The organism is Clostridium sp. JNZ X4-2, assembly GCF_054889485.1.
This window is the reverse complement of the sequence record NZ_CM142685.1, coordinates 2,176,901-2,190,738: the sequence shown is the minus strand read 5'-3', so window position 1 is coordinate 2,190,738 and position 13,838 is coordinate 2,176,901. Positions and strand designations below refer to the sequence as shown.

The window sequence follows — 13,838 nt, the reverse complement described above, 5'->3', positions numbered from 1 at the left end:
AATATTATATAATTTAATTGGAGATAATTTGATGATAGGCATGCTTAAAACATTCATTTTTAGATCTTCTATCGGGAATAAGAAAAATATAACTTATAAATATGAAAGATTGAGAAAACAACTTATGCTCAGTATATTTATAGGTTATGCCGGTTACTATTTTGTGAGAAAAAATTTTGTGCTGGCAGTACCGTATCTATTGAAAGAAGGGTTCAGTACAGCACAAATGGGCATTGCCATGTCTGCCATGTCAGCCAGCTATGGAATAAGTAAATTTTTAATGGGAATTGTATCGGACAAGAATAATCCAAAAGTATTTTTATCCCTGGGAATAATACTTTCGTCAATTGTAAATATATTAATTCCCTGTACCAGCAGTTTTAAATTTATATTACTTTTTATAGTTTTAAATGGATGGTTTCAAGGTATGGGATGGCCAGCTTGTGGAAAAACTATTGCCCATTGGTTTTCTGACGGAGAAAGAGGAACAAAAATGTGCACGTGGAATATTTCTCATAATCTGGCAAGCGGTATTATAGCTCCGGTGGCTTTATTCGGAATGATTTTATTTGGAAATTGGAAAGGCATATTTTATTTTCCAGCAGCAATTGCTATTTTAATAGGGATAGTATGTTTTGTATTTATGAAAAATGATCCTGTTTCATGCGGACTGCCGCCAATAGAGGAATATAAAAATGATTATTATTCTTTTGCCAAGGTGGAGAACGGAGAAAATGAGCTTTCTGTAAAGGAAATACTTTTTAAATATGTATTGAACAATAAGTATTTATGGTGTCTTGCTTTTGCCAATATATTCGTGTACATAGTCAGGTATAGCATACTTGATTGGTGTGCAGTATATCTTACAACGGTTAAGGGATTTTCACAGGATCTTACAAACTGGTTTTACTTTTTTTATGAATATGCCGGGATACCCGGGGTTATTTTTGCGGGAAAATTAAGTGATATAACCTTTAAAGGGAGGCGTGGACCTGTCTCTACAATGTCCATGCTTCTAGTAACCCTGGCTGTAATGGTTTATTGGATGAATCCCGCGGGAAATTATATAGTTGATATAATGGCTTTGTTTATTACAGGACTTTTAATTTATATTCCCGTGACCCTTATAGGTGTGGCAGCCATAGATATTGTGCCTAAGAAAGCTGCAGGCACGGCTGCAGGATTTACAGGACTATTCGGATATTTATTTGGAACTACCTTTGGAGGAGCTGTAGTTGGCAAAAGCATTCAATATTATGGATGGACGGCATTTTTTATGATAATTGTAAGTTCCTGCATATTGGGAATACTTTTTCTTTCCTTTACCTGGAATGTTCATAACAGAAATAAATACATGGAAAATGAATATTTGGAGGAAATTTAATTTGTGTAAAAATATTATTTAGGGGGAATATTTAGAATGTTTAATGTATTTAGGCCTGCGCCTCATATAGACAGGCTGTCTGAAGATAAAATAGACAGCCAATATAAAAGATACCGTATACAAGTTTTTATAAGTATATATTTAGGATATATGATTTACTATTTTGTAAGAAGTAATTTTGCTCTGGCAAAAACTTATTTAATACAGCAGGGATTTACTAAAACCGAATTGGGTTTTGTAGCTTCAGCTCTTGGGCTTGCTTATGGAATAAGCAAATTTGTAATGGGAAATTTTTCGGACAGGGCTAATCCTAGATATTTTCTGGCGACAGGGCTTATACTGTCAGGTGTTGTAAATTTATTTTTCCCAATTACATCCAGTATTACGGTGATGTTTATATTGATGCTCTTAAATGGATGGTTTCAGGGTATGGGATGGCCGCCCTGTGGAAGAACTATGACCCATTGGTTTTCGGACAGGGAACGTGGAGTAAAAATGTCAATCTGGAATACTGCACATAATGTAGGTGGTGGAACAATAGCTATTATAGCCATGATTGGTGTTTCCATGTTTGGAAGCTGGAAAGGAGTATTTTATCTGCCTGCACTTATTGCAATAGTTGGAGGAATAGTATTTATAATATTTGCAAGGGATATGCCCCAATCGGTAGGACTTCCACCAATAGAAGAATATAAAAATGATTATCCTGATGTAAAAGTGGATGATAGAGAGAGGGAAATGTCAGGTAAGGAAATATTATTCAAATATGTATTGAACAATAAGTTCCTGTGGTCTATTGCAATAGCAAATATATTTGTGTACTTAGTAAGATATGGAATTATAAACTGGGTTCCCACGTACTTAAAAGAGGTAAGAAATTTTGATACCAGAAGTTCTTCAATTGCTTTTGCGCTTTTTGAATATGCTGCTATACCAGGGACGATAATAGTAGGCTGGATAAGTGACAAAGTGTTTCATGGACGACGTGCGCCAATAGGTATAATTTGTATGGTAGGAGTAACAATTGGAGTATTTGTGTACTGGAAGAGCAGTAATGTCATGGCTATTAACTGTGCTCTGGCATCTATTGGAGCACTTATATACGGACCTGTCATGTTAATAGGAGTAAGTGCACTTGATTTAGTCCCTAAAAAAGCAGCTGGAACAGCTGCAGGTTTTACAGGATTATTTGGATATATGGGTGGAGAAGTATTAGCAGAGGCAGCCATGGGAGGTATTGTGGATAAATTTAGCTGGAGTGGTGGATTCATTTTCCTTATGGTTTCCTGTGTCCTTTCTATAGTATTTTTATTATTTACCTGGAATGTTCACGACAGATCTAAATATGATAAAGAAATTACAGCTAGTTAAAATTTACCGGCAGCTTGAGTTTTACTCAGGCTGCTTAACTTGTAAATATCTATGATAAATATTATAATAAAAATAGAAGTTTTTTGTGGGATAGTAAATTTTAAACTATCCTTATTTTATATTTAATTTTATAATGAAAGGAAATAAGTATGAGCAAAATATTGGTATTGGCTGAAAAACCTTCTGTAGGAAGAGATTTGGCTAAAGTACTTCGATGTAATAGAAAAAATACAGGTTATTTGGAGGGAGATAAATATGTTGTAACCTGGGCACTGGGACATTTGGTTACATTAGCGGATCCAGAGGCCTATGATGAAAAATATAAAAACTGGAAGCTTGAAGATTTGCCTATGCTTCCGGAAAGATTGAAACTGGTGGTTATAAAACAGAGCAGCAGGCAGTTTAATGTGGTAAAAGCTCAGATGAACAGGAAAGATATAGGAGAAATAATAATTGCCACAGATTCGGGAAGAGAAGGAGAACTGGTGGCCAGGTGGATAATAGAAAAGGCCAGGATAAAAAAACCTCTTAAAAGATTATGGATATCTTCTCAAACGGACAAATCCATAAAAGATGGCTTTAAAAGCTTGAAACCTTCTGCACAGTATGACAACTTATACAGGGCTGCTCAGTGCAGGGCGGAGGCGGATTGGGTTGTAGGACTTAATGTGACCCGTGCCCTTACCTGCAAATATAATGCACAGCTTACTGCAGGAAGGGTGCAGTCTGCAGCTCTTGCTATGATAGTTCATAGAGAAAAGGAAATACACGATTTCAAGCCCCGGGATTATTACGAGATCACTGCTAGATCTGACAAATTTAAATTGAAGTGGCAGAATAAAAAGAGCGGCAGAGGAGACATTTTTGATAAAAACAGTGCAGAGAGTATTGTAAAAAAAATTAAGGGTAAAATTTGTACTGTAGTTGATGTGGTGGAAAATGACAAAAGAAAATTCTCACCTGCCCTGTACGATTTGACTGAACTTCAGAGGGATGCCAACAAGATATTCAACTATTCTGCCAAGGAGACATTGTCCATAATGCAGAGACTTTATGAAAACTACAAAATATTAACTTATCCAAGAACTGATTCCAGATATATTTCTACAGATGTGGTGGATACCATACCTGAAAGATTAAGAGCTGTTTCACTGGGGAATTACAAAAAATTTACAGAAGAAATATTGAGAAAAAAAATAAATGCCCACAAGGGTTTTGTAGATAACAGTAAAATTGGCGATCATCATGCCATAATTCCCACTGAGGAAAGAGTACAATTGTCTAGATTGAGTACTGAAGAGATGAATATATATGATTTGGTGGTAAAAAGGTTTTTATCCGTTATGCTGCCCCCTTATGAATATATTCAAACTTCTGTGAAAGCAGATATTAATGGAGAAATATTTACAGCCAGAGGTAATGTGGTAAAATCCAAGGGATGGAAAAGAGTCTATGAAAGAGAAAGCAGTTTGCAGAATGAAAATGAAGAGGACAATCAGGTACTTCCAAAAGTGAAAAAAGGCGACAATATAAATATAAGGTCTATAGAATTAAATAAATTACAGAGCAAACCACCTGCCAGATTTAATGAAGCTACTCTTTTATCTGCCATGGAAAATCCTCAAAAGTATGTAAAATTGGACAGCGAAAGTGCTAAAACCCTTGGGGAAACTGGGGGTATTGGAACAGTTGCCACCAGGGCCGATATAATAGAAAAGATTTTTAATATGTTTTATGTAGAGAGAAAAGGTAAGGAAATTATTCCAACCTCCAAGGGAAAACAACTCATAGATTTAGTACCTGCCGGTCTTAAATCACCTCTTCTGACAGCTAAGTGGGAGAAAGAACTTGAAAATATAAGCCGTGGAAATGAAAATCCAGGAGTGTTTTCCAAGAAGATGAGAGGGTATGCAGTAAAATTAGTTGAAGATGTGAAAGAAAGCAAGGATAAATTTGTACATGATAATATTACAGGAAAGAAGTGTCCCCGCTGCGGTAAATATATGCTTCAGGTAAAGGGAAAACGTGGAATAATGAATGTTTGTCAGGACAGAAAATGCGGCTATAGAGAAAATGTAAGCAGATTTACCAATGCAAGATGTCCGGAATGTCATAAAAGGCTGGAAATCAGGGGAGAGGGCCAAGGCCAGATCTATGTATGCAGCAACTGCAGTTTTAGAGAAAAAGTATCCCTGTTTAATAAGAGATTTGAAGAAGCCGGCAATAAGTTAAATAAGAAAGATGTTTCAAAATACATGAGAAAGATAAAAGAAGAAAACAAGGAGCCTATAAATTCAGCTCTGGCAGAGGCACTGTCCAAGTTGAAATTGAAATAACAGCATGCTTTTAAAATTTATAGTTTGTAATTATTGCATAATAAATGCTAAAATATAGGTGATTTATTTGTAAAGTATATTTGAAAAAGCTTATAAATAAGGAGTGATTTATATGGAAAATTTTGATTTTAAAAATGCTACGGAAATTATTTTTGGAAGAGACACTGAGAAATTTGTAGGCAGTAAAGTAAAAGAATATTCAAAGTCCAAGAAGATTCTTTTCTGCTACGGTGGAGGAAGTATAAAAAAATCCGGCCTTTATGACAGAGTGGTTAAATCTTTAAAAGAAAATGGAATTGAATTTATAGAACTTTCAGGTATAAAACCCAATCCCAGACTGGGACCAGTTAAAGAGGGCATAAAAATCTGCAGGGAAAACAACATAAAATTTGTACTCTCTGTAGGTGGTGGAAGTGCTGCGGATACTGCCAAGGCAATTGGAGTAGGAGTACCTTATGATGGAGATGTATGGGATTTTTATTCTGGAAAAGCCGAGGTAAAGGAATCACTCCCCGTGGGAGTGGTAATAACGCTTCCTGCTACAGGAACTGAATCCAGCAATAGTTCTGTTATAATGAATGAAGATGGCTGGTACAAAAAGGGCTTGAATACAGTACTTATAAGACCTGCCTTTTCAATCATGAATCCGGAACTTACCTTTACACTTCCAGTTTATCAGACTGCCTGCGGTGCTGCTGATATTATGGCACACATAATGGAGAGGTATTTTACAAATGTAAAACATGTAGATCTTACAGACAGACTTTGTGAAGCTGCCCTAAGGACTGTCATAAATAATGCACCCATAGTTTTGAAAGAACCAGAAAATTATGATGCCAGGGCAGAAATCATGTGGACCGGAACCATAGCTCACAATGATTCATTGAGTACAGGAAGAATTGGAGACTGGGCATCTCATAAAATTGAACATGAATTAAGCGGAGAGACTGACATTGCCCATGGAGCAGGACTTGCCATTGTTTTTCCTGCATGGATGAAATATGTGTATAAACATGATGTAAATAGATTTGTACAATTTGCAGTGAGAGTCTGGGATGTGGATCTTTCATATAATTCACCTGAAGACATTGCTCTTGAAGGCATAAAGAGATTGACTGCATTTTTTAAGAGCATGGGTCTTCCTACAAGTTTAAAAGAGGGAAATATACCTGAAGATAAAATAGAAGAAATGGCAGATAAGTGCACGGATAACAATACTAACACTGTAGGCCAGTTTGTAAAAATAGGTAGAGAAGATATTGTAAAAATATTGAATTTGGCTAAATAGTATATTTGAGTCATTGATAAAATAGAGCAGTTAATAAATATAAAATTAACTGCTCTATTTTATATTTATTCAATAATAAAATTATCATGTGGATAGTTTTGTACTATGTCAAAATAGTACATCATATTCTAATCTATAAAATACAAAACTTAGTCGAAAATTTTAAAAAACCTTCTATCTTTTAGTAATAAAATTTAAGCATAGCAAAATTAAAAGTTGATTTAGAAAATAAAAGGAGGTTTTTTTGTGACGGAGGTTTTAAATAATTTGTATAGTATGACCAAGAGCGAAAGAATAGAAAAATTAAAAGATGTTTTGTATTCGGTGACCCCAGAAATTGAGTCTGAAAGGGCTATTTTGATTACACAGTCTTTCAAAGAAACAGAGGATTATCCAATTATAATTCGAAGAGCAAAGGCATTGGAAAAAATATTAAATAAAATGACAATAGTGATACGTGATGGAGAACTTATTGTAGGAAATTTAACTAAGAAACCCAGAGCGGCTCAAATTTTCCCTGAATATTCAAATAAGTGGCTTTTAGATGAATTTGACACATTAGCTAAAAGAAAGGGAGACGTATTTCTAATAGCTGATGATGTAAAATCTCAGCTTAAGGAAGTATTTAAATATTGGGACGGCAAAACTGTAAACGAATTTGCTACAAAACTTATGTTTGATGAAACTATAGAAGCCATGGATGAAGGAGTATTCACTGTTGGAAATTATTATTTCAATGGAGTTGGACATATTTGTGTAGATTATGGTAAAGTACTTTCAAAAGGTTTCAAGGGAATAATTGCTGATGCAGAAGCAGAAAAAGCTAACAGTGACAAAACTGATCCTGAATATATAAAAAAGAGAAATTTTTTAGATGCTGTAATTATAACATCAAAGGCAGTTATTAATTTTGCAGGACGTTTTGCAGAGCTTGCTGGAAAGATGGCAGGTGAAACATCAGATATTAAGAGAAGAGAAGAATTATTACAGATTGCAGAAAATTGTAAAGTGGTACCGGAGAATCCAGCTGCAAATTTCTATGAAGCACTTCAGTCCTTTTGGTTTATACAATCTGTTATACAAATAGAATCAAATGGACATTCTATTTCACCAATGCGTTTTGACCAATATATTTATCCCTATTATGAAAAGGATATCCCAACTGGAAAAATAACTAAAGAGAGGGCCCAGGAACTTTTGGACTGCCTGTGGGTTAAATTTAATGATGTGAATAAAATTCGTGATGAAGCATCTACAAAATCTTTTGGAGGATATCCTATGTTCCAGAATTTAATAGTAGGTGGACAAACCATAGATGGCAGAGATGCCACCAATGAGCTGTCGTATATGTGTCTTGAAGCTACTGCACATACACAGCTGCCCCAGCCATCCATATCCATACGAGTTTGGAACAGGACACCGGAAGATTTAATGTTAAAAGCAGGGGAGGTTACCCGCTTGGGTCTGGGTATGCCTGCTTATTATAGTGATGAAGTTATTATACCATCATTAACCAATAGGGGTGTAACTCTTGAAGATGCCAGGGATTATGGAATCATAGGCTGTGTAGAACCACAAAAAGGCGGTAAAACTCAAGGATGGCACGATGCAGCTTTCTTTAATATGGCAAAAGTACTTGAAATAACAATCAATAATGGATATAACAATGGAAAGAAAATTGGACTCAGTACAGGAGACTTTACTTCTTTTACATCCTTTGACAAATTCCTGGATGCATTTAAAAAGCAGATGAACTATTTTGTAAAGCTTTTATCAAATGCAGATAATAGCGTGGATATTGCTCATGGAGAGAGAGGTCCGCTTCCATTTTTATCTTCCATGACAGATGATTGCATAGCTAAGGGAAAAGCTCTTGAACAAGGTGGAGCCCATTATAATTTTACAGGCCCTCAGGGAGTTGGAATTGCAAATGTTGCAGATTCATTGGAAGTTATTAGAAAACTTGTATTTGAGGAGAAGAAAATATCAGCTAAGGCTTTAAAAGAAGTATTGGATACTAATTTTGGACAGTCAGCTTCTACCGAAAATGAAGCTGTTGAAATAGCAAATAGTATAAAGAACATAGATGGTGTGGAAAATTTGAGCAGTGAAACCATAATATCCATAATACAAAATTTAATAAGTGAAAAAAATAAGGTTTCCTCAAATAACGGCTCAACTGGTGATGTTCAGGGGGAAAATATACGACAAATGCTGCTGAACAAAGCTCCTAAGTATGGTAATGACATAGATGAAGTAGATGAATTGGCAAGTGAAGCAGCCGCTATATATTGTAATGAAGTAGAGAAATACAGAAATCCAAGAGGAGGACAATTTCAACCTGGACTTTATCCTGTATCTGCCAATGTGTCCATGGGACAACAGACAGGAGCAACTCCAGATGGAAGAAAAGCAGGGGAAGCACTGGCAGATGGAGTTTCACCAGCTTCAGGAAGAGATGTAAGCGGTCCAACTGCGGCAATTAATTCCGTGGCAAAAATAGATCACTGCAAAGCTTCAAATGGCACACTGCTTAATCAAAAATTTCATCCTTCTGCTCTGGCAGGATTGTCTGGACTTGAAAATTTATCTGCTCTTGTTCGTACCTTCTTTGATCAAAAAGGTATGCACGTACAATTTAATGTAGTCAGCAGGGAGACTCTTTTAGATGCTCAAAAGAACCCTGACAAATATAAGAGTCTGGTAGTACGTGTAGCAGGATACAGTGCTCATTTCACATCCCTGGATAAGTCAATTCAGGATGATATTATAAAGAGAACTGAACAGACTTTATAGCAGCAATTAATATAATAGAGGGGAGCGGTTTTTTAAAACTACTTCCTTCTTGTTTTAAAGAAGCTTATGTAATTAGAGGTGAAAATATGGTAAATGATATGGTGGATTTAAAGGCAAAAGGAATTGTATTTGATATTCAAAAATTTTCGGTGCATGATGGACCAGGGATTAGAACCATAGTGTTTTTAAAAGGATGTCCTCTTTCATGCAGGTGGTGCAGCAATCCAGAATCCCAATGCAGGGAGCCTCAGGTAATGTTCGTGTCTAAGAATTGCATAGGGTGTGGAAAGTGTAAGAAAGTCTGCCCTGTAAATGCTGTGAATTTTGAACTCCCCTATAGAATAGATCAGTCAAAATGTATTAAGTGCGGGAAATGTGTTGAAAATTGTTATGCCAATGCACTTGAAATGTCAGGAACGGAAAGAACAGTTGGAGAAGTTATAAGTGAATTGAAAAAAGACAATATGTACTATAGGCGTTCAGGAGGGGGAATAACTCTTTCCGGGGGTGAAGCATTGACTCAGGTGGATTTTATTGAAGAGCTTTTGAAAGGATGCAGGGCAAATAGATGGAATACTGCAGTTGAAACTGCCGCATTTGTAAGCAAAGATGTTTTAAAAAGGGTGCTGCCCCTTTTGGATCTTGTGATGATGGATATAAAACATATGAACTCAGAAAAGCATAGGGAATATATAGGGCAGGGCAATGAAATTATACTTGAAAATGCCAAATTTATTGCCAGCTCAGGAACACAGCTCATTATACGGGTTCCTGTAATCCCTGGATTCAATGATGATCAGGATAACATTTTAAAATTATCACAATTTGTAGTAGCACTTAAAAATGTGAGAGAAATACATCTTCTGCCTTATCATAGGCTGGGTGAGAACAAATATGGTTATTTAGGGTATAAATACAGAATGCCGCCAATAGATCCCCCTTCCAATGAACATATGAAAAAGCTTAAGGATATAGTGGAAAGTTTCGGATTGATATGTAAAATTGGTGGAGTGAGCTAGATATTTTAAAACATACCGGTTACATAAAATGATGATATAATTATATGCCCGGTATGTTTTTATATTTTATTACTATTAGTTACTTTAAATTTATGTGGGGATAAATTTTCATTTCTTAAAAATACTTTGCTAAAATAAGCAGCATCTAAATAACCTACTTCCAAAGCTATCTGGGTTATGGATTTATCAGTATTGATTAGAAGCTTTTTTGCTTTTTCAAGTCTTAATTTAGTAATATATTGAATAAATGTAACACCTGTTTTCTGTTTGAAAAATCTGCTTAAATATTGAGGATTTAAATGGACAAAATTAGCTGCTGAAGTGAGGTTTATCTGGTTATTAAAATTATTATCTATATATTTTAAAATTGTCTTTATAGTATTTTCACAAGAAGCTTCAGTATTTTCATAAGAAACTTTAGATTTATTATTATTTGCGTTGGAAGAATCAAGCTTTTCTATGGAATTTATAACTTTAGTTACAGCAAGTTTTAAATCATTTGGTTTTACAGGTTTTAATATATAATTTGACACACCATATTCTATAGCTTCCTTTGCATAGTCAAATTTTTCATAGGCCGTTAATATAATGGTTTTTACATTTGGAAGAAAATCTATTATTTCTCTCTGGGCATCAAGACCGCTTTTTTTTGGCATTCTTATATCCATAAGTATTATATCAGGTTTGTAGATTTTGGAATTCAGTACAGCTTCGTAACCATTTTTACAATCTTTTGTTATGTCAATATTATAAAAATATTTCTGAAGTATTATTCTTAAAGCTTTCCTTTCCAAAGGTTCATCTTCTGCAATCAAGAGTTTGTACATAATTAACCCCCTTTTAAATTGTCATAATTTTGGGAATACGAATTTCTACTTTTGTACCTGCATTGAGTTTGCTTTTTATTTTTAATCCATATTTGCTGCCAAAATAATGCTGAAGTCTATTGCTGGTATTTTTTACACCTATTCCAAATTGTTCCGGCATGCTGTCATTATTGTTTAAAAGAGCGAGAACATTTTCATCAATACCTTTGCCATTATCGGATATCTCAATTAAAATATCCTTTTCTGAAGTTAAACTGCCTTTTATTGAAATTTTACCTCCTTCCGATTTTTCCGAAAGACCATGTGCCAGACAATTTTCTACTATAGGCTGTATGGTCATAGCTGGAATTCTGCATTCTAAAATGTTATCATCTATTTCAATTTTATAAGTTATTCTATCGCTGAATCTCATGGCTTGTATAACTAAATATCTTTTTGTGTAATCAATTTCATATTTTAGTTTGGGAAATTCTTCAGAATTTCTAAGACTGTATCTTAAGAGATCTGAAAGAGTATATATTAACTCTTCCGTTTTAGGGGCATCTTCAATTAGGGCCATTCTTGCTATTGTATTCAGGGTATTAAATAAAAAATGAGGATTGATTTGGGCTTGAATGGTCTTTAATTGCATTTTTTTAGCTTGATTTTCCAATCTTGCTTTTTCTTCACTTTCTCTCAAAAGGTTTTCCTGTGTAAGCCTGTGAATTCCCATTTCAGCTATATATCTTGCCAAAAAATTATAAAATTCTACACAATTGTGGAGATAATCACTTTCAACTAATTCAAGTGATTCAGTTACTTCCTCTAATTTTTGAATGGGTATTTCATATTCTCTTGAGAGTTTTTGCAGGTTTATGGAATCCTTGGTTTGTTTATTTTTTATGAGTACTTGTCCACCAAGTACTGCACCTAGATAATAGTCATCTACAATAATAGGAGCTGTAGAATCCATGAGACCTGTGTGACAGGTATATATTCTTGGATTTTTATCTTTCATAGCTAAAAAGCTAGCCTGTGAATCACATAATATGCAATTTTTTCTGCCTTTTGGAGAAGAACGCATCAGTGAGCAAAAAGGAGTGAAATTGGTTTCTTTACATACGGGTATACCGTTTATATCTACAATAATTGTAGGAAATTTAACTAATTTTGTAAGCCTATCTTGAATGTCTTTTAGAGCTTTTACATCGATAATATCCTCGAACTTTAGATTCTTTAGTAAATTCATTTTACTTTTTTTCCTCCTGGCTACATATTATAAAATTATTTAATATAGTTAAATAATTAGCTCTACATATCAAGAAAATACAATAATTATTTATATATATAATACAAAAGCTAGTCGAATTTGTCAAAAAAATTTTACCCATTTAGTAATAAAATTTAATCAAAATAAAAACTAAAATTTATGGAGGTATTATTTTTATGGGACAAGAAGCATTAGGAATGATAGAAACTAGAGGTTTGGTAGGAGCTATTGAAGCTGCGGATTCAATGGTAAAGGCAGCAAATGTTACTTTAATAGGTTATGAAAAAATTGGTTCAGGTCTTGTAACCGTTATGGTAAGAGGTGATGTAGGAGCAGTAAAGGCTGCTACAGATGCTGGGGCAGCTTCAGCTAAAAGAATAGGAGAAATTGTATCAATACATGTTATTCCAAGACCTCATACAGATGTGGAAAAAATATTACCTAAAATTTCAGAATAATTGATTAGAGGTAGTTAGTATGGATAATGATTTAATAGAAAAGGTTTTAGAAGAAGTTAGAAAAAATATGGATTTGAAAAATATTGACATGAAAAAAGCAGACAAAATCATACAGGCATCACCTGAAAATTTAAAGGGATCAAAGCAAGTACAAGAAAACAATGATATAGAAAAAGGCAATAAAAGGGGAAAGAAGGAGGCAGATGTAATGAGTGCACCATCACCGATAACTGAATTTGTAGGAACAGCTATAGGAGATACAGTTGGGCTGGTTATAGCAAATGTTGACAGTCTTTTGCACGAGAAGATGGGATTAGATAAGAAATATCGATCTATAGGAATAATAAGCGACAGGACAGGAGCAGGGCCTCAGATAATGGCTGCAGATGAAGCAGTAAAGGCTACAAATACAGAGGTAGTAAGTATTGAACTGCCAAGAGATACAAAGGGTGGAGCAGGACACGGAGCACTTATAATTTTAGCTGCAGAAGATGTGTCTGATGCAAGAAGAGCAGTGGAAGTTGCCCTTAAAGACACAGAGAGGACCATGGGAGATGTATATGGGTGTGATGCAGGGCATGTGGAACTTCATTACACTGCCAGGGCTAGTTTAGCATTAAATAAAGCTTTTGGTGCTCCTATAGGAAAAGCTTTTGGAATAATTGTTGGTGCTCCTGCAGGGGTAGGAGTGGTAATGGCAGATACGGCACTTAAGACTGCAAATGTAGATCTGGTAAGTTATGCCAGCCCCGGAAATGGGGGAACTTCCTATTCTAATGAGGTTATTATAACTATAACCGGTGATTCAGGTGCTGTCAGGCAGTCAGTAATTGCAGCCAGGGAAGTAGGATTGTCTATATTAAAATCCATGGGACAAAATCCTGTGTCCACTACAGGTAAACCTTATATTTAATATACAATTTATGATGAATTTATAATAAGACATCCTTTTATGACCAATTATTGTGTTTGAAAAGGGTGTCTTGTGTATAGTGATTAAGAAGTAGTAAATTCAACAGGCAAAATAGAAAAGACTAGGGAAAAAGAGGTCTGCATTTATGCCATGCTCCTAACTGTCCGAGAAGAAGATGGCAGCCTAAGAATTTGTGT

At 34.9% G+C, this 13,838-nt stretch carries 10 protein-coding genes; 8 read left to right on the top strand and 2 right to left on the bottom strand.

What is annotated here, in order from left to right; all coding sequences use genetic code 11:
- Positions 1 to 31 precede the first annotated feature (31 nt).
- From pgtP to ACYUJ6_RS10465, 6 genes are all read left to right on the top strand, one after another.
- Positions 32 to 1,384, top strand: a complete 1,353-nt coding sequence (gene pgtP, locus ACYUJ6_RS10490) for a phosphoglycerate transporter protein PgtP (RefSeq protein WP_461842735.1) — start codon at positions 32 to 34, stop codon at positions 1,382 to 1,384.
- Positions 1,385 to 1,420: 36 nt separating this feature from the next.
- Positions 1,421 to 2,755 carry a glycerol-3-phosphate transporter gene (gene glpT, locus ACYUJ6_RS10485; RefSeq protein ID WP_461842734.1) on the top strand — a complete coding sequence of 445 codons (1,335 nt, stop codon included), beginning with the start codon at positions 1,421 to 1,423 and terminating at the stop codon, positions 2,753 to 2,755.
- A 149-nt stretch (positions 2,756 to 2,904) separates the two neighbouring features.
- Positions 2,905 to 5,091 (top strand): DNA topoisomerase III, encoded by a 2,187-nt coding sequence (locus tag ACYUJ6_RS10480; RefSeq protein WP_461842733.1) that lies wholly within the window; start codon positions 2,905 to 2,907, stop codon positions 5,089 to 5,091.
- Between the two features lie 112 nt (positions 5,092 to 5,203).
- On the top strand, positions 5,204 to 6,379 hold the full coding sequence (locus ACYUJ6_RS10475) for an iron-containing alcohol dehydrogenase (protein ID WP_461842732.1): 1,176 nt from the start codon (positions 5,204 to 5,206) through the stop codon (positions 6,377 to 6,379).
- Between the two features lie 276 nt (positions 6,380 to 6,655).
- A complete protein-coding gene (locus ACYUJ6_RS10470; RefSeq protein ID WP_461845487.1) occupies positions 6,656 to 9,175 on the top strand; it encodes a glycyl radical protein in 2,520 nt (839 codons plus the stop codon).
- 86 nt (positions 9,176 to 9,261) lie between these two features.
- Complete coding sequence (locus ACYUJ6_RS10465) at positions 9,262 to 10,194, top strand: glycyl-radical enzyme activating protein (RefSeq protein WP_461842731.1); 933 nt, start codon at positions 9,262 to 9,264, stop codon at positions 10,192 to 10,194.
- 59 nt (positions 10,195 to 10,253) lie between these two features.
- Here the strand turns inward: ACYUJ6_RS10465 and ACYUJ6_RS10460 are convergent, their stop codons facing one another.
- Positions 10,254 to 11,021: a response regulator transcription factor gene (locus ACYUJ6_RS10460; protein WP_461842730.1), complete on the bottom strand. Its 768-nt coding sequence runs from the start codon at positions 11,019 to 11,021 to the stop codon at positions 10,254 to 10,256.
- A 13-nt stretch (positions 11,022 to 11,034) separates the two neighbouring features.
- Positions 11,035 to 12,249 (bottom strand): sensor histidine kinase, encoded by a 1,215-nt coding sequence (locus ACYUJ6_RS10455; protein WP_461842729.1) that lies wholly within the window; start codon positions 12,247 to 12,249, stop codon positions 11,035 to 11,037.
- Positions 12,250 to 12,446: 197 nt separating this feature from the next.
- Here ACYUJ6_RS10455 and eutM point away from each other — a divergent pair, with 197 nt between their 5' ends.
- Together eutM and pduB are read left to right on the top strand one after the other, a co-directional pair.
- On the top strand, positions 12,447 to 12,728 hold the full coding sequence (gene eutM, locus ACYUJ6_RS10450) for an ethanolamine utilization microcompartment protein EutM (protein WP_461842728.1): 282 nt from the start codon (positions 12,447 to 12,449) through the stop codon (positions 12,726 to 12,728).
- A gap of 19 nt (positions 12,729 to 12,747) precedes the next feature.
- Positions 12,748 to 13,641 (top strand): propanediol utilization microcompartment protein PduB, encoded by an 894-nt coding sequence (pduB, locus tag ACYUJ6_RS10445; RefSeq protein WP_461842727.1) that lies wholly within the window; start codon positions 12,748 to 12,750, stop codon positions 13,639 to 13,641.
- The last annotated feature ends 197 nt before the right edge of the window (positions 13,642 to 13,838 follow it).

Excerpts from the sequence above, each read along its gene's own strand:
- pgtP (WP_461842735.1), top strand. The coding sequence starts at position 32 with ATGATAGGCATGCTTAAAACATTCATTTTTAGATCTTCTATCGGGAAT.
- glpT (WP_461842734.1), top strand. The coding sequence starts at position 1,421 with ATGTTTAATGTATTTAGGCCTGCGCCTCATATAGACAGGCTGTCTGAA.
- ACYUJ6_RS10480 (WP_461842733.1), top strand. The coding sequence starts at position 2,905 with ATGAGCAAAATATTGGTATTGGCTGAAAAACCTTCTGTAGGAAGAGAT.
- ACYUJ6_RS10475 (WP_461842732.1), top strand. The coding sequence starts at position 5,204 with ATGGAAAATTTTGATTTTAAAAATGCTACGGAAATTATTTTTGGAAGA.
- ACYUJ6_RS10470 (WP_461845487.1), top strand. The coding sequence starts at position 6,656 with ATGACCAAGAGCGAAAGAATAGAAAAATTAAAAGATGTTTTGTATTCG.
- ACYUJ6_RS10465 (WP_461842731.1), top strand. The coding sequence starts at position 9,262 with ATGGTAAATGATATGGTGGATTTAAAGGCAAAAGGAATTGTATTTGAT.
- ACYUJ6_RS10460 (WP_461842730.1), bottom strand. The coding sequence starts at position 11,021 with ATGTACAAACTCTTGATTGCAGAAGATGAACCTTTGGAAAGGAAAGCT.
- ACYUJ6_RS10455 (WP_461842729.1), bottom strand. The coding sequence starts at position 12,249 with ATGAATTTACTAAAGAATCTAAAGTTCGAGGATATTATCGATGTAAAA.
- eutM (WP_461842728.1), top strand. The coding sequence starts at position 12,447 with ATGGGACAAGAAGCATTAGGAATGATAGAAACTAGAGGTTTGGTAGGA.
- pduB (WP_461842727.1), top strand. The coding sequence starts at position 12,748 with ATGGATAATGATTTAATAGAAAAGGTTTTAGAAGAAGTTAGAAAAAAT.